Raw genomic sequence first — 23,102 nt, 5'->3', positions numbered from 1 at the left:
GCTTTTTAGATGAGAACTGTACATCAATTTATAAAACAAGGTTAATCCCAAACGTAAATGTTCTGGGTATTGGGTATGCCCCTAAATCCTGTCCCTGTGCAACAGAGGTCAGGCCGTTTATGCTCACTTCAGGATTGCCAGGATAACTGGTAAATATGTAGGCATTTTGTACAGTAGTGTACAAACGCAGGCTTTTTATATAGGTTAATTTTTTAAAATTCCTGAAAGTATAGCCCAACGCAATGTTGTTGATGGTAATATGTGAAGCATCATGGACCCATCTGCTTGAATTGGCGCGATAAGCCCCTGTTGTTCCGGCCAATGTACGCGGAACCAAACCATTTCCCGGGTTTGCTTCTGAACGCCAGCGCTGCAACAATTCTGGTGGACCATTAAAAACCCCATCAAGATTATAGGTGCTTTCTTCCATACCATTGTACAGATCATTACCATAAGTACCAGAAAGTACAATATTGAGGTCGAAGTTCTTGTATGCAAAGCTGTTGGTGAAACCGAATATAAAATCGGGATTAGGATTTCCAATAATAGTCATGTCTTCAGGCCACGTAATCTTACCATCGCCATTCAAATCTTTGTAACGTACAGTTCCTGCCTGCGATAATGTAGTTGGGCTTGTACCATAGTATTTAGGACCTGCATCTGCTTCTGCCTGGTTCATAAACACGCCATCGAACACATAACCAAAGTATTGGCCTATCGGCTTGCCCACAATTGTTCTCCAGTCGGTAAATTCAGACAATACTCCCGAAGGATTATCGGCAAATGATATATTATTTACACCGATTTTCTTAACTATATTCCTATTGAAAGAAATATTAAAATCAGTATTCCATTTAAATGCACCTGTTAAATTCTTGGTACTTAAGGTAAATTCGTGTCCCCATTGTTTAATGTCGCCCAAATTATCCTGTACGCTGGTATAGCCGGATGAGTGCGGTACCGGAACGGTAAACAATAAGCCATCAGTATATTTGTTATAATAATCGTAGGTAAAATTAATCCTGTCTTTAAACAGGCCAATATCTATCCCCAGATCTAGCTGTTTATTCCGTTCCCAAACCAAATCAATGTTTCCTAAACCACTTTGTACCTTTCCGGGGGCCAATACACTGCCAAACACATAATTGCTATTGCCTATAGTTGGTGTATGCGCATAATTCTGGTTGACAAGACTGCCGCCAAACTCATTTTGACCTGTTAAACCATAGCTGGCCCGTATTTTTAAAAAACTTATTTTAGAAAAATCCTTTAAAAACGCTTCTTCGCTGGCAATCCAGTTAGCACCTATTGAAGGGAAAGTTCCCCATTTGTTATTCGAACCAAAGCGCGATGAACCGTCTCTCCTTACCGAAGCCTGAAGGGAATATCTGTTCTTATACGTATAATTTACACGGCTAAGGGCTGATAACATGGTCCAGGCGTAAGCGGCTGATGTATTTGTTGTAAAACGCGTAGCAGCGCTTAAATAAGGTACGCTGTTATCAGGGTAATCGCGCCCAACAATTTGTGAAGAGTAAACATCAAAACGCTGGGCAGTAAAACCGGCTAATACCTCCAATGAATGGTCTTTAGCGAAAGTATTCTTGTAGCTCAACAGGTTTTCGTTTAACCAGGTGGTTGGGTTTTCTGTATATGATTCGCCCAAAGCAGTATCGTTGCTTCCTGCAACAGGAAATTCGACCGGTACATCATTAAATCCTCCGAATGCGGTAGATGGCACGAATTTTTTTGCCTGCATGTTTCCCAGATCAAGATTGGCAGAAGTTCTGAAGGTAAAATGTTTTAAAAAACCAATCTCTGCAAAGATATTACCCAGCACACGTGTTCTTTTAACGTCATCATTAATTTCAGTTAACTGTCGCAACGGATTCGCCCAAACAAACAGATTCGGAAAAGATCCAACCCCTAACGCTAAAGAGCCATCCGCGTTATATGGCGATCCCATAGTGGGCATCATCAGAGTTGAAGCAAAAATTGCCCTTTGCCCGTCAACATTGAAACCTGAACTATTTGCTCTGTTTTGCCTGTTGTTGTGCTCAAGTTGCACCGATGGAGCAAGGCTTACCCCTAACTTAATATTATCGGTCAATTTTACATCGCCGTTTATACGTAGCGAAAAACGTTTATAACCTGTGTTTTTTACAATACCATCCTGATCAAAATAACCTCCTGTTATGCTCAAGGCAGATTTATCATTGCCCGAGGAAATGGCCAGGCTATAATTCTGGGCGGCACCCTGACGGGTCAGTAAATCGTACCAGTCGGTTCCCTTACCATATTGTTCGGGGTTTTGGTAAGCGCCGGGTACACCTCCTGTATAACCTTCATATAAAGCCTTATCTTCAAAAAAACCTTTCATGTAAGTAGCCAGCTGCGTAGCATCCATTACCTCAGGCTTCAGCTCTTTCATGTTTTCTGCAAGTCCGTAATAGCTGTTAAATTCAATTTTAGGTGCGCCTGATTTACCCCGTTTGGTTGTAATGAGGATAACCCCATTGGCTCCGCGCGAACCATACATGGAAGTACTCGAAGCGTCTTTCAATATGGAGAAAGACTCAATCTCGTCAGGATTGATATTATTGATGTTATCTGGGTTACCAATCATAGGTATTCCATCAATAACAACCAGTGGCCTTACCGATGAAGTTAGCGAGGCGGCTCCACGTATGCGGATATCCATACCCTGGCCAGGGCGTCCGGTTCCTTGAGCGGCTTGTACTCCCGGAAGTTTTCCCGTTAATCTTTCAGCAAAAGTTCCCGTTGGCTGATCCTTGATATTGGCAGCCGATAGCGTTGCAACAGATCCAACTATGTTTCTTGTAGTCTGCGTTCCGTAAGCAACTACAACTACTTCGTTTAATGCTGTATTCGATTCCGTTAATTGAACATCTATAGTAGTTTTGCCATTAACAGGAACCTCCTTTGGGGCATAACCAATATAGGAAAAAACAAGGATACCGGTTAACTCAGGTATTGTTATTGTGTAATTACCGTCCTTGTTGGTGCTTGCACCACCTGAAGAAGTACCTTTGAGTTTAACCGAAACACCAGGTAATGGCAAGCCTTTTGTATCTGTTACAGTTCCCTTAACTGTAACGAGGTTGATTTCGGAAAGCAAAAGGTCGGTCGTTCTTCTAACAACGACCATGTCTTGAATAAAGCTAAAAGATACCCGTTGCCCTTCAAAACATTTTTTAAGCGCAGTGGTTAATGGGGTGTCTTTTACATTTATTGTAACTGGTTTGGTTTGTTTGATAATATCTGCATCGCACAAAATGTCATAACCGGTTTGTTTGCGGATTTTATTGAAAATCTGCTCCAGCTTTGCATTTTTTTCTGACAGCGTTACCCGTTGGGCAAAGCCATTAGCACTTACCTGCAGCAAACCAATAAGGAGAAAAAAAACTATTAGTTTCATGATTAAAAATAGTTTATAACCCCCGTAACGTTTTTTATTACAGAGTTCATAAGGATAAAATTCCATATCTTTGAATATTAGGTTGGTTCAATAATTTGTTTGATCTTATTATATTGTCTATACCGGCAGTAATCACCTAAACCGCATTGATGCGGGTAAACCGGGGCGCTGCAATCGCTCCTGGTTTTTTAGATAATTATGCTGAAATGGTGTATTGCTATTTCATAACAATTATCCTCCTTTCTTTCCCCTTGCCGTTTAGGTTGTCCATTTTAAAGCGTACCACTCCTGTAAGCTCTAGGCGTTTTAAAACTTCCGACACATTTTTATACCGCGACACCGTACCCCATAAGGCTTTGTCCTGTAGGTTATCCTGGTAAACAATAGATACATCGTACCAACGCTCTATTTTACGCATGATACTTTCAACTGGTTCATTAGCGAACATAAAATATCCATCCTTCCAGGCAACGGCCTGTTCTGTATCAATTTCATTATTGAGTATAATTGCCTGCCCTGTACGTTCAGAAATTTCTGCTTGCTGCCCAGGTTTCAATACAACTTTTTCTGCCCCATTATTTATTTTGACTGCACCTTCAAGTAGGGTAACTTTGCTGGCTGTCTCATCTTTATAGGCCATAATGTTAAAATGAGTACCTAAAACCTCCACTTCTGCCCTACCATAATTTACAACAAATGGTTTTGCCTTGTTTTTAGCGACTTCGAAATAAGCTTCTCCACTAAGACTTACTTCCCGTTTATTACTGGTAAACTGTGAGGGGAATGATAATTTGCTATCAGCATTTAACCAGACACGGGTTCCGTCTGATAAAATTACCTGGTACGTCCCTCCTTTTGGGGTAACTGCAGTAATCAATTCACCTGCTGCAATATTTCTGTCTTGGCTGCCCAAGCCCGCTACACTGCCATCATTGTATGTTAATTTGTTATGGGTAACGAATACCGCTTTCCTTTTGTCGCTGAGTTGTATGACTGCGCCATTTGAAAAAGTCAACATAGCGGTATTTTTACCCGGAGAGATATCGGTGTGGGTTACACCCTGTAATTGGGGTGCTATTGTCTGGCTCTGATAAAACCATAATCCTGTGCCCAAGGCAATTAGAATGGAGGCAGCTATCGCAATACGTATAGGCCAGCCAATTTTTATGCTGCCATTTTTGTATTTACTGTCTTCTGTTATTGCGTTAACTTCTAGTGTGTCGTTTAATTTTTGGAGTATCCGCGCTTCAAGTACCTGCTCGGTTGCAGCAAAAGAACTCGGGATGTTTAATGGTGTTTCAAGGTTTGTATTATACCAATCATTAAACTCCCTAAGCTCATCTTCCGTAATGCTGTGGTCCAGCCATTTTGAGGCAAGGTATCTATATCTTTGTAGTTCTTCTGAATGTTCCATTTTTTAGGGGTCTGTAACTATAATATCCATCGTAAAATGGAAATCCCTTAGTTCCCCCTCAAAAAAATTACAACAAAATCAAAAAGAAGTGATTAAACCTTGTCCGTAGGGTTTTTATGGCCTTTCCCATATGCGCCTCAACTGTTTTTTCAGAAATATTAAGTTCTTCGGCAATTTGTTTCTGGGACATGTTCAGGTTTCTGCTCATGTTAAATACCAGCTGGCACTTTTCGGGCAGTTCAGAGACGTACCTGTCTAGAATTTCTTTCAGGTCCAGAAACTCCAGCCATTGCTGGGTAGAATCGTCAAGTACATTACTGGCAATACTCTTGGCATACTTTTGCTGATGGTACTGCTTATCTAGTATTTTAATGATCCAGTATTTTACCGAGGTAGTAAGATAGGCACCCAAAGTAGTGGTGATGGTAATAACTGCTCTTCTGTTCCAAAGCGACATAAAAATATTCTGTACCACTTCTTCTGCTTCTTCCATATTGCCCAGTTTTTTTCCGGCTATATAAAACAGCTTTTTCCAATACCGATGATAAATCTCGGTATATGCAGCATGGTCTCCCTCTATAAGCAAGGCAGTCAATTCCTCATCAGTAAATTTGCTGTAGGCAGCCATGGCTCTTATATCTTGCTTAAGATTGTTAAAAAGATAAAGTTCCAAAAAAAAATTGCAATTAAGCAAGTCCTAATGTATTAACTTTCTATTAAATATTACTGACTCATATATACCTGGTTATTTTTGTCGTGAATGGCTAATACTGATTTAAAGTTTTTTTAACGCCTAAAGCGTTTTTTATAGCTTATCGTGTTCATTATTGAAGATTTACAGCGAAAAATTATATTGAAATGCAGTAATTCTCAAGGTAATTTAAAAATGGACTTACCTTGAGAAGATTACTTGAGCGCGAAGATTGGCATGTATAATAAGTTGGATTTTGATATTCCAGTTTGGAAAAACTACAATTTATTGCCACTTCTTAATTTTATGGAGCAAACCTATTTGTTTTGATTATTGGGTTTGATTGCAGTTTTGCCCGAATCTGGTACTACAGATGGAACAGTATCAGGACGTTTCTTATTTTTTTTCTTAAACAAGTTGTTCAGTTTATCGCTTACTTTGTTTATTGCTTTGTCGGTAACGTTATCTGCGGTTTTATTTACAGCCTTGTCTACAACTTTATCTGTAGAGCGATCGACTGAGGTTTCTGCAGCAGTTTTTGCTTTTGCTTTGAGTTTGCCCAAAATCTGTGCTTGTGCTATCCCTCCTATACCAATAGTGAGGAAAAAGGCCAAAATTACTTTTTTCATGGTTTGCTTTTTTCTAGTAAAAATAGGCTGCCGGCGTAGGCAGGTCAATCATTAAAAAAGATGATTTTTCTGATCAAACCGGAACTATATGTCTGTCTATAAACCATTTAGTGTAATCTCTGCCGTACTCGCCTCCATAGTTGATGCATATTTCTGTATGTGCATCTATCTGCTCGTGAGCCGTAAATACCATCTGTTTTTTCCGTCTATCAAGTATATAAACAGCATTAGGATATTGTTTGTGGTTATACATGGAGCCAAAACCCATGGTTAACGACAATGTATTTTCTTCTTTATTAAAATAAAAGCTATAATCCATCAGAGCTGTAGCGTTTAATGCAGCAAATTCTTTAGCAGGGATAATAATGACAGGGCAAACTTCTATCACTTCTCCTTCGCGAATAGCTGTGTTACAAAAAACACCCCTGCCCTTTCCCTTTATCGTTTTTAAGTATAATTGTTTCGTCATTATTCATCCGGATTTGGGAAATAAACCTCATTCTTATCTGCTGGTTTGCCATTATAGTTAATGGTTACTTCATCGCCAGCTTCAATGGTTTGGTAAGCATAAATATTAATGGTATTTTTTTTCTTAGAAAACGTGTAAAAGGCATTTGCTTGGGGCGAGTGATTGTAAAACGAGGCGTAGCCGAAACAAAAAGCTGCCTGTTTTTCAACTTCGCCCAATAAAAAATAATAATGAAAAAGCTTGGTAAACCGTAACGCTTCTTTTTCATTATGCGATAAGAAAACAACGGGAGCCTGCTCTATAAGGCTCCCTTTTAGGATCTTGTTTTTTGCAAATACGCCACGCCCATGTACGAGACTTTCTTTTACTTCAATACACAACGGTTGATAAATGTTTCTATTGAACAGCATTAGTTGCCTTTTGTGGGTGCAATTTTTGCATCTTTAATTGCTCTTTCTGCTGCTGCTTTATCGGCTGCTTCCTTTTTGTAATCGATAGGTGCAGCTTTAGGATCTTTTGCCGTGGTGGCCTTAGGGTTAACATGTTGTGCAATTTTTGCTTCTTTAGCTGCCCTTTCTGCTGCAGCTTTATCTGCTTCTTGTTTTTTGAAATCTGTAGGAGCTGCCTTAGGGTCTTTTGCAGTAATGCTTTGCGGATCAGTATGCTGTGCAACTTTTGCATCTTTAATCGCTCTTTCTGCTGCAGCTTTATCGGCTGCTTCCTTTTTAGGATCGACAGCAGCTCCCTTAGGATCTTTCAATGGGGTTGAAGTATTAGTAGTTTGATTATTACCTGGGTTTACAGTTTCTTTTTTTACCGTAACAGTTTGTGCTTTAACTGCTGTTACAAACAACAGTGAGCCTAGAATGGAGAAGATTTTTTTCATGTTATTCAGTTTTAGAAAATGTTATTGATGATATAAAATTAAATAGTACCAATCTTAGATAACATCATTAAAAAAGATGATTTTATATGCTTATTCCAACATATTCCTGATGGCATCAAAGTCGAAGTTTTCGGTAAAATTTTCTACAAGGCTTTTCCCAAGTGTGGTTTTTACATATCTATAGGTCAATTCTATCATATAAGGTTTGACCGGATTTTTTTCTGCGCCCTTAAAATACTCGCGGTTATATTGATAGAGGGTGGCGCCATTTTTATCATCCCAAAAGCCACTAAAGGTGAATGATCCTGTTTTTTGTGCATCTTCTTTGGTATCCACATTGTAGGTATCAATCCAAACATTATCATTCGAACCTGGACCATAATTGTTTTTCCAAGAAAAGGTTTCTGTTTTGGGCTTCACTATAGCAGGTTGCGCCAACCAATTTGCAGTATTTTCTTTCAATGCCTTTTGTACAATCACTTTTTTTGCTTCGATTTTTTGTTGCCAATCGGGATATTTGGCCTTCCTGACGATTAGATTTCGCTTGCCGTTTTCATACAACTGAGGATATTTTTGTGGATCTTTCATCATGCCAGCGGATTCATTTTCAATCTCCTTTATTTTATCGGCTATCAATAATTTTTCTCTTTCGTAGTAGACCAATAGCGCTTCGAGGTATTCTTTGCGGGTAACAGGCACAAACAATAAAACACCAGGTTTGGTAAAATACCAATGGCGGGTCATATATACACTACGGTTGCCCTGTTTTATAGTGGTCTCGGCCAAATCCTGATAAAAGCCTTTCCCATTGTTGATATTTTTTGAGGCATCTATTTTGATAAAATCGTGCAGCGCGATAAACTGTCCGTTGTATTTTTTGGGTGTTTCGTAATAGTACGCCTCATCAGGAAAAGAAAAGGCATTCTCTATGTCGGTATACCGGTTAACATAGGCACGAAAAACATTGGCGTATTCGCTGTTCACTATCATTTTGTTTTTGATACAGATATATTCATAACAGCCCATATTAAGATCATAGCTTGCTAATGGATATTTACCGGCTATTGTAATAGCCGTATGGCCCGAAAAGGTGGTTTTGAGTATACAACCTTTAAGGGTATAGTTAATGCGGCTTTGTTTTTCGAGGGCCTCTATTTTTGTGAGTACCGTATTGGCCACGGCCTTATTGGCCGCTGTACCTAAGTCATCTAACCAATGGGCTTTTTGTTGTGGCCATTCACAATGGGCCGCGTCTATCAGTTTTCCGGGAAGGTTTTCCAGATCTTTTGACGACTGGCAATCTTGTGCATGTACTTGTTGAGTGAATACAAAAAACGCAACAATTATTTGAAAAGAAGTTATTGTTTTCATGGTGTATATTTTTAGTTTTATTTACCAAAGCCACTAATAGCCCCCGACATATTTCCAGAAATCAAACTCATGCGACCAGAAGCAGAAACGTTTGCCACCGATGCTTCGCCGTTTACATACATATCTTCAACACCGTGGCTGGTAAACTCCATGCCCATACCGGCCTTAGCTGACGCTTCTAAGGGCCCCTTACCTACCGATTTATCAATTACTGTAGCTTCGACCGTACCTTTTACAAATTTATCTTTGCCTGCATTGTCCGACTTAAAATCAAAGCTACCTTTCAACTTACCAGCATCAAATTCTACACGCATTTTACCACATGCTACTATTTGCTTGTACGCACCAAAATCCAAAGTAGAAATATGAGTGCAGTGCATATCGTCAAAATCAGCCAACTTATAGCCTGAGGCTTTGTTCTCGGTTGCTATGCAATTGTTACCATATTTATTGGTAGCAATGTATCTTGTATTGCCAAGAACCCCCAGCCATTCTTTTTTGGCTGCAATCTTTGTTGCTTCAAAAGTGGCATCATCCATCGTAAATTGTTCCCAGTACAACTCTTCGGTTATTTTTAAATACGCTTGGTGCAGGAAGTTTTGATAGGCTGCTTCTAGCGGCTTATTATAATTTTTATATACCCACTCACTGTATTGCTGTTGTACTTTGCAGTTATCATAGCCAATATTTTCTCCTTTTTTAGCAAGTTCGGTTTCCTTGTCGGCAATGATGCTGTTTTGTTTTTCCAAATTCTTTCTTTGTGCTTCATCTTTTGCCATAAAATCTTTCATCAATGAGTCAACCTGTGCTTTTGCTTTTTTAAAACGGTAACCTACGCCCCATCTTTATTCATTTCTTCCAGGTTTTTTTCGCCAACGATTCGATAAAGGTTATCGGGCAATACTGAATTCGCTTTCATTTCGCTAATCTCTTTTACACCCTTATTATCGAATTTTTTATAGGCTTGTGTTGCCTTAGCTACGGCTGCCTGTTGATATGGAATTATTTCTTTTGCCAACGCCATTGATTGATCACCTACTTGTTTTTGAAAGGCATCCCAGTCTACTTTCAGTCTCATTTCATCTTCATAGCTTGTTGGTACATCCGGACGCACAAAATTTTTCAAACCCAAAGGGTTGGGATCAGGGCGAAAAGGTTTCCGCATGTCGCTGCCTTTTACTTTGTAGCCCAATTTGCGCAGCATATTTATTTTATCTAATGAAAAACTGTATGCTAAAGAGTTTTTCATTTTTTCAACTGCCTGTGTTGTATTGCCCTTACTTTGCTGAATAAGACATTGGGTATAGTTTGCCTGTGGATGATAAGCAAATGCTTTTATCACTTTTTCTAAATTGATATTGGCCTTATCCGTTTCGCCCAAATAAAACCAGGCCTGCCCCAGGTTATTCAGAATAGTTGTATTATCAGGGTATTGTTTGTCAAGATATTCCAATAATGGAATGGCGCGATGTGGTGCACCACCCATACCTAGCATAGCCGCAAAGTTGCTGAGCAGATCGGCATCAGAACTATTGTCGGCACAAGCTCGCCCCATAATGTACACCGCAATTTCAGGCTGGCCTGTTGTCCAAAAGCCAATACCTTCGTTACCTATTGTTTCAGGTTTATATTTATTGGTTTTAAAGTAGGAATACACATTTTGCCCCACCTGCTTTGCATCGTTTGCAATTCCTTTTTCAACATAATCGTTTAGGGTTTTGATATAAGCGGAAACTGTAGCAGCAGTTAATGTGATTTGAGGGATAGCACTAATAAGCGTATTATTTTTTGATGGCACATCAAATGCTCCGCCGCCACTTACGGCGGTCTTCACATCTGCATCCGTAGTTCCGGTAGGCATAGAAGGAACTTTGGTAGACATTCCCATCTGCTCCAACATCTTTTTCTGTTCAGGTGTTAGTTTAATTAACTGCCCCTGTGCCTGCTTTATCTTATCATCTACTTCTTTTTTATTGCTTGGATTTTTTTGTTGGCCAAAAGCTGCTGATGCAAATAAGGTAGCGATGATTAGGGTATTGATCTGTTTCATCGGTTAAAAATGATTTTTAGAATTGAAATTTTAATCCGTAACGAGATGCTCAAACCAAGTTAAACGGATTCCATTTTGGCAGTTATTTATTTTCTAAACTTGTTTTAAAACCTGGTGGGTTATCAATAATTGATTTTCCGGTTCTACTCCGGGCATATGAAAAACCATTTTGATTATAAGTGCCGTCTCTTTCGGTATTCTTTTTGGGGTTAATAATTAGACTATAACTATCTGTTCCCGAATAATATTTTATTTCAAAGATGTAATTCGTTTTTTCCGGCTTATAATCAGATGCTTTTAATCTATTTCCCCATAGCGATGCATTATTATCCTTCTTGCTCCACCATTCGCCTCTGCCTTGATTAGGAATTACGATAAGTTGGTTTGCCTGAACAACATAAGTTCCGCTTTCGTACGCAAAAAGTATTTCTTTCATCAGTGTAGACCAATTTTTTAGACGGAAAATATAAGTGCCGTCGTCTTTAAATAAATATTCCCGTCTAAAATAGCCCGCTGTATACTGCGGAAATCCGTTATAATACCCACTCGTTTCTAGATGGTTATCACACCACAAGCCTACAACCGAAGGTTTCCCTGCTTGGTTTGCGATAGTAGTAGTAGCATTACCAATTTCATTTTGAGCGGGTTTTGTTAACGCTAAAGAATTTAAAAATGCGAGTAACTCGTTTTGATGTTGCTTAGTATTGGTCATTAAAACCACACTTACCATTTGCCCGCCGCCAGTGGCGGTTAATAAAGTAGCCATACCTGTATTTGCACCATCGGCATAATTTGCTCCACCAGAAATTACTTCCCAGCCGTTTTCGTTTGTGGGTTGCTGCATAATTGGCTCCGTATTTACCTGCACAGTGCTTTTTACCAGCTTAAGCCAATCATTGTTGAAATTTTCTGTTGCCGATGCAGTAGATGCAGTTGCTTTGGTAATAACTACTATCGCATAGGAAGCATTTTTTTTATCTGTAATGGATAATTGAATACCAGCCTCATTTTTTAATTCTTGCCAGCCTTTAGGCAAGGCATATGAAACCACATCGAAAGTTTGTTTTTGGGCGAAGCTTGTAAAGCTTATCGCTACGATCATATTGAACAGTAAAAATATTTTTATGTGCTTCATTGCCTATCGGATTATTGTAACAGTTTCCTAAACTCATCCAGGTTAAGTTGGTCTATAAAAGATTCTTTTACGCCCATTAAAAAATTATAATTTGGCTTGAAACGATACATTACATCGACCAATATTGGTTTTGTGCCATTTGGTGGATATTTTTTCAGGTATTCGGGGTTGATCTGGTACAGACAGAAGCCTTCGGTGCCGGTATAAAATTCGGTGAAATAAAAGTTACCATACACATCGCCCAAATACCGATTACGATCGGTTGGCACAACAAAAGCTTTGTTATCACCCGGTATAGCAGCCTGCTGGTTCAGCCATTTTTCATCTTTCTTTGATAATAGGTTTTGTGCGGTAGTTTTTTTTCTTGTATTTACCTCATAGAATTCTTTTAAGTTCAATTCTGCATAGGCTATTTTATTTTTTACTTTCTCTTCGAGTAGAGGTACAATCCCCATTTTTCCCGGTCATAATATTCCAGCATATCCTGTAAAAATTTCTTCCTTGTAATGGGAATAAAAAAAGGAATATCGCTATGTGTAATAAATGCATGGCGATATACAAAATCGTTATTTACTGTAACGAAACCGGAATTAGGAAAGTTAATGCCGTACCCTTTGCCTGGTTTATTCTCAATTACCGGATAGGAACTAAGGTTACCTGCTTGTTCACTATTCAGATCAATAAAACCATTTCCGTTGTTGATGGCATTTACCACCCTGCTGTCTGCAAAACCATAGTAATTAAGTATAGCAATAAAAGGGGCATTTACAAGCTGTGAATTTGCCGGGATTTTATAAGCATCGGCATTTCCCTGGAAAGAATTAAACGCTTTTTGAAATGATGGATTCCCGATTACCCTAAGCACGCCCTGGTATTCATCAACAATGGCCAGCTTATGTGTTTGCACATTACATACAAATGCATGAAAACCCAGGTTGTACGTATAACTACAGATAGAAAACTGATTATAATATATTTTAGAATTTAGCCCAAAGCTGGCTTTGGCCAGCCCGCCTGTAAACTGTAGCTTTGGTTTGGTTATGTTTTCAAATGCCTCCATCATTTTTCTTGCATTGGCAATCTCCGTCGAAGAAATACCTTCTTTGCCCCCTCCAGTTACGCCGCCAATATGAGCATCAAGAAACCTACCCGGTTCTTTTAATACACTTTCAGCAGTGCAATCCTTATTCATTTGTTTTGCCAGGGCATTAAATTGCGCCTGTGCAGCAAAACCATATAACAGCAGGCTAATGAGTACTATTTTTTTCATTGAAATATATCTATTTTAAAAAACTACTTCCAAATGGTGTAAATCCGGGACCTGAAGAATTAAAGCCTCCGTTTACACTTACGGTTACAGCACCTAAATCTGCTGAAACCCCTCCCCCATCGGTCCCTTTATTTCTGCTCCTGCCGATCCTGTCACGATCAGATCAACTGGGTTCATATTACCGTCAAATTGTACAGTTGTTTCTACTGAAGCGCCAATTTTCCCGCCGAGTTTGCCAATTTCAAATTCTTTATCCTTCCCTCCTTTTACTGTAATACTGTGGCCAGTGGTTTCCCAGGTTACCGGATCATAGCTTCGGCTATAGGTAAATTCGCCTGCGGGAATACTGCCATAAACTGAAAATCCTTCGCAGTTCATTTTTCCAGCGACTACCTTAGCGTCAAAACCAAAATCCACTTCGCAATGTTCCTTCTCCCAAACCTGTATTTTCCCTTTGGTATTGTAATCTGGTTTTAAATAATCGCCGCAAGGCTTCGACAAACCGCCATCTACATAAAAAGGAAAAAAAGAACGGAAGCTTTTTAAATCGTTGAGGTAGCCAACATAAGCCTGATAGTTTACAGGTGTGGGATCTTGAAAAGATTGCATGGCTATCGTATTCCAAAATAGATATTCCTGCAATCGCTGGTTCATCAAATCTTCCATATTGCGGATATATTGATTATTGATCTCAGCCGATTTTTCCAGCCATTTATTTTGCCTTGCTGTCCTTAATTCGCAGAGTTCTTTTTCAATTTCCATAGACCGTTGGTTTGCCGCACCTTTGCCTTCTCCGTCATCCAGTTTACTTTTTTCTTTTACCAGGGCGCTTATTTTATCGTCATAATCTGTTTTCAATCCTAGTTTCAATTCGTCAATTCCTTGCTTTGCGTTTGCCGTTTCTTTTTTCATTCGGCTGATGTAAGAAACGCTGTATTGTGGGTTATCAATGGCATTGAGCATCAGGAGGGCATGGGCCAAAAACGGATTGGTAAGCCCTTCTTTCATATCTTTTATCATTTTGGTTGCGCCCGGCTTTCCCACATTATCCACTATTTGTTTCGTTTGCGCCATCCGTTTATTCACGTTATCCATAAATGATTTTTCGTAATCTTTCTTTAATTCTTTGCTCTGTTTATCTGCTGCATTTATGGTTGCATCCAGGTTAAGAAAAAAGCTGTTTACTTCCGGATATACTGCTAAGGCAGTCTCGTAACTATTAGGTATTGGAGGTATAATAAATCTTTTGGTGATGCTATGGTCTTTATAAAATTGTTTGAAATTATTGCGTATAGCCCGGTACATAGCCGACTTATCGGCTGTTGGAGACAGCTGTTGTAAAAGGTTAATGTTTTGCGTGGTTGCACCACCATGAGCAATGGCTTTTTGAAGATAACCGGCGCATAGCGGTTTATCTCCTTGTTTCTGAGCAATTAATGCCAAAGAACGATACGCCTGAGAATTGGTAGAATCTTTTGTAACTGCCCCAACTAACATCGTTTTGGCTTGATCAACATGGCCAACACTAAGCAAAGCCTGCCCGGTGTTGTTGAGTACGGTAGCGCTATTGGGCAACAACTTCTGGGTATACAATAATATAGGCAGCGATTTATGCGCATAACCCGAAATGGTAAGCAGGCTCCCCAAGTTATTTAAGGAAGCCAAATCATCTGGATTGGTCATACAGGCATTCAGCAAGAGATACAATGCTTTGTCCAATTCATTATTTGCCCAAAATACCATGGCATACTTTCCGGTTTTTTCGCCTTTGTTCATCAGGTTTTTTACCGCGTTTTTGCTTTCAGGCTTTATCAGTTTATCCACTTCGGTAAAAATGGGCGTAAGATAAGCTGTTAGCTGTGGCTTGGTCTGTGGTGTAGTGGCAATTTTAAGTTCAGCAATTTTATCGGGAACAAGATTGGGGTCGGTACTCCGCAGCATTACATTCGTGTTGCCTTTGGCATTATAGTTCAAACCCTGTTGTGCACTTTGCATGGCTTTGTTCGCGCCCATTTTTTCCATCATATCTTCAAAATTCTTTCTAGCCTCCGGGCTCATGGATGCTTTTTTAGCCTCCAGTTGTTTTTGGGCTTCGGCCATTTTTTTCCTGTCTGCTTCCATTTGCTCTTTAGAGGGCTTTTGGGCATAAGAAATGCTGCTGATGAGCATCAGCATGACTGCGATTAAATATTTCATATCCTAAATTTTGATGTTTTTATTTTGTTTAATGAAGAACTATTGTTGTCCTTTATTTTCTTATTTCAATATTGCCAAGGTGTACGCCTGGCACACCGCAGTACCAGCCATATCTTTTAAATATTTTTCCCGAAGGAATTACATTCTCATCACGCATGATTTCCTTTCCGTTTACAGCTATAGCTACTACAGCTCCCTTTATCGAAATACTGATGTGGGCTATATCATTTGCTTTAAATGCAGGTATTTTTACTTTGCCGATTATCTCATTTGAACTTGTGCTCATAAATCTTTTGCTGGTTTCAGTTTCCCCACTCATGGCTATTGCAAACTGGAATCCTTCCCTGTTTATATCGTGCAAATCAATCGGATTGCTTTTGTTAGGGTCTTTAGTATCCAATCTGAAATACAGGGGCGTTCTGTTGCTTTGAACATCATTACCAAAATAAAGATCATAATTAACCGTAAAACTGCTCCCTAAAGGCTTATTAAAATCCGGATAAAAAGTGTACATATCAGGAATAGAAACCCATTTACCACTCTTTCCATTAATTTTATTCAAGGTTACGTTTTCAACACTATGCCCGTCGCGCCCATGAGTATGCCATCCCTTTGCAGAAAGAAACCCAACAGGATAACCCTCAAAATCTTCATATAAATATAAAATGGTATTAGGATCTTTATTTTTTTCAGATGAGGTTGCAGAAACCGCTGTAGGTACTACCAAAATATTGCCTGTGGATTTTGCCGGAATTTTTAGTGGCGTATAAACCATAGTTTTTCTTGTATCCGGCTGTGCCAACCATTTTGCCACAAAATCAAAATTGAAATTGTTCAACAAAGAATATATCATGTGCGATATGCCTGTGCCAAACTTTGTATCAAATTTTGCCGGGTTTCCTTCCAGGTTTACAATCGCTGGCGTTAAATTAAAATACATCCAAAGCGGGCCGTCTGTTTTTGTTTGGTCGATGGTTTGTTGTGTTGTAGAAACAAGTATGTTGTACTCGGGAAATGTTTTGTTGCTACCTTTCCCGTTTATAATAGCTTCGGAATTGAGCAGATAATGACCATTGCCATCATTAATGCCGTTGTCGTAATTATAGCTTGCATTTAATTTTACAACTTCATTGTAGTAAGGTTTCAATCTTTCCAAATTTTTTTTCAACGGCTCTACCGAGTAGGGATTTTTTTGCATGATGCCGGGGTAAGTTGCCATTTGCTGTTGAATGTATGCCACGGCATCTTTTACGAGAACCGGTTTAAAAGGCCATTCGCCATTTTTTGGAACCACCACGCCCATTTTAAAAACCTGTTGCCCATTATTGTGATAATGATCTAAGTAGGTGCGATAATTATAGAGATTGGGCTGAATGCTCTTGTCAATGTTTTCTTTAGATAGTTGAGCATCATCATCGCCACTCGCAAACTGTGCTTGTTCGGCAAAAAAATACATCCCACCGGGATTAAAACCTTTAATGAATGAACCCGGAAAATCATTAAATCCGGCAACTAATCTTTGTCCTTGTTCGCAACAATGGAGGTCAATTTTTCCTTTGACAAAATGAGTGGAATATCCCAGAAAATTTACGCCATAACTGTGTAAAGGGCCATTGCCATCCAGATACCAACGTTCATCGTTTTTTGCAATGGTACGCATCACCAAGCCACGGGGCAGGTACGATTGTTGAATCCAGTTGATCAGCAAATCCGAAGCCTGTTGTTGCCATACAGAATAAACACCGCCATCCTGGCTTTTAACGGGTTTGTAAATGACTTTAGCATTGAGTGGATTACTTATATACTGCCATCCTATTATGGAGTCACGGTTAAGTTCTAAGTCGCTTTGGGCTTTTGCACCGCACACCGTAAATAGCAAAATGGTTAAGGCTGTAAATCTGGTCATGATTGCGGATGTTGTATTATAGAAAATTAGCTGTTGATTTTTAAAAGCTGCCCCATGCCTGTCCTGTGTAAAAGCCATCCTGATTTTCATCTGCTTTCCTTTATTCAAATTGGCATAGTAATTAAATTTTTTGAAAAGGAAGTACCGTTTCTAATTTGTTTTGATCATAATTACAGTTATACAAACCCATTACATCTCTCCACGTATTATTACCATATTTTCTCGAATAAAACCGGATGAAGTATTTTGAGCTTGAACCTGAAGCAGATCTTCTTTCCAGTACATTTCCTTTAAACGAGAATGATCCTTCGCCTTTAAATTGTTTTTTCTTAATTAAGTCATTATAATAGTCATAGCCCACCGTATAAGAAGATTGTGTTAGCACGTAATATTTTCCTTCTGCTGTGTAACTTGTAGCAGCAATTAAACTATTTCCGTATGACCCGCTGCTTGAAGCCCATGTACCTGTCAATTGGTTTTTATAATCCACATTTTTAGCGGCAATACCGTTTATTTTTAAAGTGAATAAAAGAAAATTCAAGGCCATCTCCATCTCGCTGCCAAGTATGTTATCAGCCGAATTAATAATGGCTACGTTTGCCCCTACCTGTATAAGCAGTACGGTAGCTTTTATAACGTCACCCCCGGGTTTAGTAATGCTATTGCTTAGCATATAATAAGGCAGGCCCTGACTGGTAAACCCTTTTTCATGATCACCTTTTTCAAATAAGAGACTGTTAGGGCTGTTATGCAGGCTCCAACCATCAAAAACATCAAAGAAAATATGTTCCATATCTTTTTCTAAACTGCCAGATGATTTTATCAAACTCATAAACTCGATAATTCTTTTCCCGGTATTTGTCGTTTTTTCTAACGTTAAACTATTTTGGCCGGCATTTAAACTCCAGCTGGGCGGAACAGTAATTGAATAAATATTTTTGTTACCTAAACCAGTTGTATAGTTTGTGGGCGAAACCGGGTGTTCATTAACAGCTTTTTCACTTGTTGTTTCATTTAAGTCAAGGCTTTTTATAAAATCCAATATTTGGTTTTGATATTTATCGGTATTGGTCATGATTACCACATTGGCCATTTTGCCGTTTCCTGTAGCGGTTAAGAGGGTTGCCATTCCTTTATTGGCGCCATCGGTATAGTTGGCTTGTCCCGACAAAATGCTCCATCCCTTTTCAGTTGCAGGATCTTGCATGGTTGGTTCTTCAGAAACAGACACGGTACCTTTTACCAGTTTTTCCCAGCTGGCATTAAAGTTTTCGTTTGCTGTTGCTTTAGTTTCTACCGAACGTAAAATGACAACCGCTGCATAGCTTCCTTTACCATCGTTTTTGGTGGACAGCTGAATGCCATTTGCCATTTCTGTTTTATCCCAACCGTTGGGTATCGTATAGTTTATTACATCAAAAGTCTGCTTTTGAGCAAAACAAGTACAACTTACCATCAACAGCAGGTTAAACAGGAGCATGTTTTTTATAGGTTCCATCTTTTTAGGTTTGTCATTTCTGGAAAATCATTTCAAAATGCCAGCAGTTATACGTTAGCGAAGTAAATAGTTATATCCGTTTTTATTATTTGAATTGTTGCCATCGGTAAAACCAGATCCGGTTATTTCAATGTTAAATTTGTAAAGTACATTTTTGGGTAAAGTGGAGAAATTAGCGCCTCCAGCTACTCTCGCATCATAGAAAAGTTCTTTTACGTTTCCGGGTGTAAATGGAATTTCATTTGCGTTTAAAGTATTTCCCCTGTAGCCTGCCCACAACAAGCCGTTTCGAGAAAAGTACTTGGGTTATTGTCTGTATCTTCAACTCTGCTTTGTAAGCTTAATGAGGCAGTTGACGGAATAGCTGTTTCACCAATATTTTTTAAGGTATAATAAATCCTAACGAATGATGCCGTATCCACCGGGCTCTTTTCTATTTTGGTAATGGTAACTTCTATATCTGCCGGAGCTGGTGGTGGCGGTGGAATGGTAAATGAGGATTGGATCGTATTATTTGTAAAATTCAATTCAGAAAATTGCTGTCCAACCCATGTTTCGGAAGCAGTACCAACATTTGATTTCATTCCATTTACACAAAGTTCAAATGTGTATGCATTGCCTACTATAATACCATTAGTGCTAAATGTATTTCTGCTACTCATAGATTCTCCGGGATTTAGCAATTGATTCATTTCTGTTGTTAGGCTGGTAGAATTGCCACCTCCCACGGCGCCACCATTTATGTAGCCTTGCACCGATAGTAAGCCTTTTTTTACAGCGGCGGTGCCCACATTTTTTAAGGTATAATTTACGGCGTAGGTATTGCCTGTATTGGGAGAAAAGCTAATATTTGTAATCACTATGTCAGCAAGGGCTGCAGGGGTAATAGTGGGTTGCGTAGGTTGATTTGGCGTTTGCGTTGTTGTTGCAGGGGGTACATATAACATGCCTGTCGCCGTTTGCTTCGACGGAATTATTGAAACACTAGTAGTTAGCGGTGTATTCGTTTGCGGTGGTGTTGGCGTAATGATTTGCCCCTTAACTTTAGCGTTAATAATCGGTTTAACCAATCTACTTGAATCAATTTTTTTTACTTGTGCATTGCTGCCTATTGCAGATGCAATGAATAAGAATATGGTGAGTATTTTTTTCATGTATTTTAGATTTTATGAGGTAACTTGTTCATTGGGTGAGCTTTATAGCTGAAGGCCGTAAAATTTCATATTGTAAGCGTACCTGGACAGATAAATGGATTATACCATTAAAAGCCTATACTGGATTAATGCAAATGATGGTTATCGTTAGCTTTTTCATTTTGTAAAATTTATTAGTATAAAATTAATGGCGTGGTAAAGGCATATCAATCATTAAAAAAGATGATTTTTATAGCCATATTTCTAAAAAAAAATCATTAAAAAAGACGATATAAAACAGGCTAGATCTGTATTTAATTTGCAAATAGAAAACTGTAAATTAGGATATGAGAAAATTAACGCTGGTATTTTTTTCGGTGATAACCTGTTTTGTATGTAGTGCCCAGGTGGAACACAAAGTAGACAGTCTGTTAAAGAAAATCAAAGTTATACCGGATGATACCAACAAGGTAAAATTGTATTATGCCTTAGCCGACCAATATCTTAATCTCAATTTAAAAGAGTCAGAAAAATTTTGCCACATAGCTAGAGCTTTAAGCAGGAAACTAAATTATAAACAAGGGATACTGGACTATTATGCCAATTATAGTAATGTGCTATATATAAATGGCAGATTTGACGACTGCCTAAAATTAGATCTGGAGGCTATGGAGTATGCAAAAAAAAATGCTGACGCTACCCAATTTGCCCGTACCATGCTTAATGTCGGTATTGGGTATACATTAATCGAAGATTATCAAAGTGCTGTAAACCACTATGAAAAGGCAAAAGATATATTAATTAAAAACAACAACCATAAATACGACGGTAAAATTTATGATGTGCTCCAACTATTGTATTATCGCATGCATCAATACAGAAAAGGGGTAAATAATGGCCTGTTAGCAGTTAATATTTTGGCAAAATCAAAAAATAAGGTATGGCTTCAAGAGTCTTTAAGCAATCTGGGATTAAATTATATCGAACTAAAATTATATGACTCTGCCAGATACCACTTAAATAAGGCAATGGTTTTGGCAAATGCAAGTGGAAACAAACAGATACAAACAACAACGGCACTAAACTTTGCATTAATTGCACTCAGGTCTCAACAAATAGACAGCATAAAACCCTATGTAACTAAAGCGCTTAGGCTTTCCAAGGCTAATAACTGGCATGAGCAGGAAGGTTTAGCACAGTACGGACTGGCTTATTATTACCTGCAAAAAAAGAATTATATAAATGCAAAACTATACGCAGACTCCGCTCTTCGCTTAACTCAACAATATAATATACCCTACTTAAATCAAAAGTTATATCCTTTACTTTCAAGTTTATTTTACGCTAAACAGGAACCAAAGCAGGGCTACTTTTATTATCACAAAGCCGAAATGCTTAATGATAGTTTGCTAAATGCAACCATTACAAAACATACCATCCTTACCGAAAAAAAATTTGAAACCTCAAGAAAAGAAGCACAAATAAAACTGCAACAAACACAACTAAGACAAAAAAACAACCTAATTTATTCCTTGTATGCAGGTGCTATAGCATTGCTTGCAATTTCTTTACTTAGCTACCGGAATTATAAGCATAGGCGAAAATTACAGCAAGCCAAAATAGATGAATTAGAAACAGCACAACAACTTACTGCTACAGAAGCCGTACTAAAAGGCGAAGAACAGGAACGCACCCGATTGGCCAAAGATCTTCACGATGGGCTTGGTGGGATGCTGAGTGGTATAAAATTTTCATTAAATAACGTGAAAGAAAATCTAATAATGACACCCGATAATCTACATGCTTTTGAACGAAGCATAGATATGCTGGACAGTTCAATTAAGGAAATGCGCCGTGTAGCACATAATATGATGCCTGAAATTTTAGTAAAATATGGATTGGACACGGCATTGAAGGAGTTTTGTGCAGAAGTTGACCACAGTAGCGTACTTCACGTAAACTACCAATCTGTAGGTATGCATCAGACAGATATCTCACAAACCACATCAATTACCATTTATCGTATTGTACAAGAACTGTTGAACAATGCAATGAAACATGCCCACGCTAAAAATGTATTGGTACAGCTCCACCAATCTGATCAGGATAAACTACTGGTAGTTACTGTAGAAGATGATGGAAATGGCTTTGATACCGAGTTGCTGAAACAATCTGCCGGGATGGGCTGGCTAAATATCCAAAACCGTATTGAGTTTTTAAAAGGTAAAGTAGACCTGCGGTCTGGCCTTGGCAAGGGAACTTCGATAATGATAGAAATTAACATTTAATCTAAGTGATGAAAATAGGCGTTTTTGTAGTTGACGATCATTATATGGTGATAGAGGGCATCCGCTCTTTGCTGCAAAACGAAAAGACGCTCGACTGGATGGGGCATGCCACCAATGCCGTATCTTGCTTAAGTTTTTTGAAGCGACAAGAACCTGATGTGATATTAATGGACATAAACCTTCCCGATAAAAGTGGAATAGATTTATGTAAAGAAGTCAAACAATTATATCCTTCCGTGGCTATACTTGGCCTAAGTACTTTTAATCAGCAGACCATTATCAAAAATATGATCGATAACGGCGCTGCTGGCTATGTGTTAAAAAACGCTACCAAGGAAGAATTAATGGAGGCCATAAATAGCGTGCTCAAAGGCAAAGTATATTATAGTTTCGAGGTGCTAAGCGCATTGAGAAAACCTGAACCTACTCAACTCCTGATCACCCGAAGAGAAAAAGAAGTGTTACTGTTAATTGCCGAAGGATTAACCAACGCAGCAATAGCTGAAAAACTTTTTATCAGCATTCCAACCGTAAATACGCATCGTAAAAGTTTATTAGAAAAATTTGATGTAAAAAATACCGCCATGTTAATTGGCAAGGCTACAAAGCTGGGCCTGTTTGAATGATACAACTCCAGTTTCGAAAAGGATGCAGCAAAAGAAACGCAAAGAAAAAAAAACAACAACTCCTTTAAGAATTACTTTTAAAATTGAACTTAAATGAGCTC

20 protein-coding genes are annotated in these 23,102 nt (G+C 38.7%); 2 read left to right on the top strand and 18 right to left on the bottom strand.

What is annotated here, in order from left to right; translation table 11 throughout:
• Positions 1–28: 28 nt before the first annotated feature.
• The 18 genes from H9N25_RS08565 to H9N25_RS08480 form a co-directional block, all read right to left on the bottom strand.
• Positions 29–3,439 (bottom strand): SusC/RagA family TonB-linked outer membrane protein, encoded by a 3,411-nt coding sequence (locus H9N25_RS08565; protein WP_190328606.1) that lies wholly within the window; start codon positions 3,437–3,439, stop codon positions 29–31.
• 217 nt (positions 3,440–3,656) lie between these two features.
• Positions 3,657–4,853, bottom strand: a complete 1,197-nt coding sequence (locus H9N25_RS08560) for a FecR family protein (RefSeq protein WP_190328605.1) — start codon at positions 4,851–4,853, stop codon at positions 3,657–3,659.
• A 67-nt stretch (positions 4,854–4,920) separates the two neighbouring features.
• Positions 4,921–5,481, bottom strand: a complete 561-nt coding sequence (locus H9N25_RS08555; protein ID WP_190328604.1) for an RNA polymerase sigma-70 factor — start codon at positions 5,479–5,481, stop codon at positions 4,921–4,923.
• A gap of 380 nt (positions 5,482–5,861) precedes the next feature.
• Positions 5,862–6,173 carry a hypothetical protein gene (locus H9N25_RS08550; RefSeq protein ID WP_190328603.1) on the bottom strand — a complete coding sequence of 104 codons (312 nt, stop codon included), beginning with the start codon at positions 6,171–6,173 and terminating at the stop codon, positions 5,862–5,864.
• 73 nt (positions 6,174–6,246) lie between these two features.
• Positions 6,247–6,642 carry an SET domain-containing protein-lysine N-methyltransferase gene (locus H9N25_RS08545; protein WP_190328602.1) on the bottom strand — a complete coding sequence of 132 codons (396 nt, stop codon included), beginning with the start codon at positions 6,640–6,642 and terminating at the stop codon, positions 6,247–6,249.
• Positions 6,642–7,052 (bottom strand): SET domain-containing protein-lysine N-methyltransferase, encoded by a 411-nt coding sequence (locus H9N25_RS08540; protein WP_190328601.1) that lies wholly within the window; start codon positions 7,050–7,052, stop codon positions 6,642–6,644. The genes H9N25_RS08545 and H9N25_RS08540 overlap by 1 nt, the downstream gene beginning before the upstream one ends.
• The gene (locus H9N25_RS08535) at positions 7,052–7,528 is read right to left on the bottom strand and encodes a hypothetical protein (RefSeq protein WP_167294283.1); all 477 of its coding nucleotides are present in this window, start codon (positions 7,526–7,528) and stop codon (positions 7,052–7,054) included. The genes H9N25_RS08540 and H9N25_RS08535 overlap by 1 nt, the downstream gene beginning before the upstream one ends.
• A 90-nt stretch (positions 7,529–7,618) precedes the next feature.
• Positions 7,619–8,899, bottom strand: coding sequence for a hypothetical protein (locus H9N25_RS08530; protein WP_190328600.1), 1,281 nt, complete (start codon positions 8,897–8,899; stop codon positions 7,619–7,621).
• Between the two features lie 17 nt (positions 8,900–8,916).
• A complete protein-coding gene (locus tag H9N25_RS08525) occupies positions 8,917–9,693 on the bottom strand; it encodes a hypothetical protein (RefSeq protein WP_190328599.1) in 777 nt (258 codons plus the stop codon).
• Between the two features lie 38 nt (positions 9,694–9,731).
• Positions 9,732–10,949: a tetratricopeptide repeat protein gene (locus H9N25_RS08520; RefSeq protein ID WP_190328598.1), complete on the bottom strand. Its 1,218-nt coding sequence runs from the start codon at positions 10,947–10,949 to the stop codon at positions 9,732–9,734.
• 82 nt (positions 10,950–11,031) lie between these two features.
• Positions 11,032–12,084 (bottom strand): hypothetical protein, encoded by a 1,053-nt coding sequence (locus H9N25_RS08515; RefSeq protein WP_190328597.1) that lies wholly within the window; start codon positions 12,082–12,084, stop codon positions 11,032–11,034.
• A gap of 11 nt (positions 12,085–12,095) precedes the next feature.
• Positions 12,096–12,539 carry a hypothetical protein gene (locus tag H9N25_RS08510; RefSeq protein ID WP_190328596.1) on the bottom strand — a complete coding sequence of 148 codons (444 nt, stop codon included), beginning with the start codon at positions 12,537–12,539 and terminating at the stop codon, positions 12,096–12,098.
• Positions 12,506–13,354, bottom strand: a complete 849-nt coding sequence (locus H9N25_RS08505; protein ID WP_190328595.1) for a hypothetical protein — start codon at positions 13,352–13,354, stop codon at positions 12,506–12,508. The genes H9N25_RS08510 and H9N25_RS08505 overlap by 34 nt, the downstream gene beginning before the upstream one ends.
• Before the next feature lie 93 nt (positions 13,355–13,447).
• Complete coding sequence (locus H9N25_RS08500) at positions 13,448–15,550, bottom strand: hypothetical protein (protein WP_190328594.1); 2,103 nt, start codon at positions 15,548–15,550, stop codon at positions 13,448–13,450.
• Positions 15,551–15,602: 52 nt separating this feature from the next.
• The gene (locus tag H9N25_RS08495; RefSeq protein WP_190328593.1) at positions 15,603–17,456 is read right to left on the bottom strand and encodes a hypothetical protein; all 1,854 of its coding nucleotides are present in this window, start codon (positions 17,454–17,456) and stop codon (positions 15,603–15,605) included.
• 121 nt (positions 17,457–17,577) lie between these two features.
• Positions 17,578–18,954, bottom strand: coding sequence for a hypothetical protein (locus tag H9N25_RS08490; RefSeq protein ID WP_190328592.1), 1,377 nt, complete (start codon positions 18,952–18,954; stop codon positions 17,578–17,580).
• Positions 18,955–19,008: 54 nt separating this feature from the next.
• Complete coding sequence (locus tag H9N25_RS08485; protein WP_190328591.1) at positions 19,009–19,233, bottom strand: hypothetical protein; 225 nt, start codon at positions 19,231–19,233, stop codon at positions 19,009–19,011.
• Positions 19,203–20,108, bottom strand: a complete 906-nt coding sequence (locus H9N25_RS08480) for a hypothetical protein (protein ID WP_190328590.1) — start codon at positions 20,106–20,108, stop codon at positions 19,203–19,205. The genes H9N25_RS08485 and H9N25_RS08480 overlap by 31 nt, the downstream gene beginning before the upstream one ends.
• A 326-nt stretch (positions 20,109–20,434) precedes the next feature.
• Here H9N25_RS08480 and H9N25_RS08475 point away from each other — a divergent pair, with 326 nt between their 5' ends.
• A complete protein-coding gene (locus tag H9N25_RS08475) occupies positions 20,435–22,375 on the top strand; it encodes an ATP-binding protein (protein WP_190328589.1) in 1,941 nt (646 codons plus the stop codon).
• 8 nt (positions 22,376–22,383) lie between these two features.
• A complete protein-coding gene (locus tag H9N25_RS08470) occupies positions 22,384–23,001 on the top strand; it encodes a response regulator (RefSeq protein WP_167294272.1) in 618 nt (205 codons plus the stop codon).
• Positions 23,002–23,102 lie beyond the last annotated feature (101 nt).

The organism is Pedobacter riviphilus (assembly GCF_014692875.1).
GTDB lineage: Bacteria > Bacteroidota > Bacteroidia > Sphingobacteriales > Sphingobacteriaceae > Pedobacter > Pedobacter riviphilus.
This window is presented reverse-complemented; position numbering and strand designations above follow the sequence as displayed.

Coding starts and splice junctions, on each gene's coding strand:
- H9N25_RS08545 (WP_190328602.1), bottom strand. CDS start 6,642: ATGACGAAACAATTATACTTAAAAACGATAAAGGGAAAGGGCAGGGGT.
- H9N25_RS08555 (WP_190328604.1), bottom strand. CDS start 5,481: ATGGCTGCCTACAGCAAATTTACTGATGAGGAATTGACTGCCTTGCTT.
- H9N25_RS08550 (WP_190328603.1), bottom strand. CDS start 6,173: ATGAAAAAAGTAATTTTGGCCTTTTTCCTCACTATTGGTATAGGAGGG.
- H9N25_RS08495 (WP_190328593.1), bottom strand. CDS start 17,456: ATGACCAGATTTACAGCCTTAACCATTTTGCTATTTACGGTGTGCGGT.
- H9N25_RS08490 (WP_190328592.1), bottom strand. CDS start 18,954: ATGGAACCTATAAAAAACATGCTCCTGTTTAACCTGCTGTTGATGGTA.
- H9N25_RS08560 (WP_190328605.1), bottom strand. CDS start 4,853: ATGGAACATTCAGAAGAACTACAAAGATATAGATACCTTGCCTCAAAA.
- H9N25_RS08470 (WP_167294272.1), top strand. CDS start 22,384: ATGAAAATAGGCGTTTTTGTAGTTGACGATCATTATATGGTGATAGAG.
- H9N25_RS08565 (WP_190328606.1), bottom strand. CDS start 3,439: ATGAAACTAATAGTTTTTTTTCTCCTTATTGGTTTGCTGCAGGTAAGT.
- H9N25_RS08530 (WP_190328600.1), bottom strand. CDS start 8,899: ATGAAAACAATAACTTCTTTTCAAATAATTGTTGCGTTTTTTGTATTC.
- H9N25_RS08500 (WP_190328594.1), bottom strand. CDS start 15,550: ATGAAATATTTAATCGCAGTCATGCTGATGCTCATCAGCAGCATTTCT.
- H9N25_RS08520 (WP_190328598.1), bottom strand. CDS start 10,949: ATGAAACAGATCAATACCCTAATCATCGCTACCTTATTTGCATCAGCA.
- H9N25_RS08535 (WP_167294283.1), bottom strand. CDS start 7,528: ATGAAAAAAATCTTCTCCATTCTAGGCTCACTGTTGTTTGTAACAGCA.
- H9N25_RS08540 (WP_190328601.1), bottom strand. CDS start 7,052: ATGCTGTTCAATAGAAACATTTATCAACCGTTGTGTATTGAAGTAAAA.
- H9N25_RS08505 (WP_190328595.1), bottom strand. CDS start 13,354: ATGAAAAAAATAGTACTCATTAGCCTGCTGTTATATGGTTTTGCTGCA.
- H9N25_RS08510 (WP_190328596.1), bottom strand. CDS start 12,539: ATGGGGATTGTACCTCTACTCGAAGAGAAAGTAAAAAATAAAATAGCC.
- H9N25_RS08480 (WP_190328590.1), bottom strand. CDS start 20,108: ATGAAAAAAATACTCACCATATTCTTATTCATTGCATCTGCAATAGGC.
- H9N25_RS08515 (WP_190328597.1), bottom strand. CDS start 12,084: ATGAAGCACATAAAAATATTTTTACTGTTCAATATGATCGTAGCGATA.
- H9N25_RS08475 (WP_190328589.1), top strand. CDS start 20,435: ATGAGAAAATTAACGCTGGTATTTTTTTCGGTGATAACCTGTTTTGTA.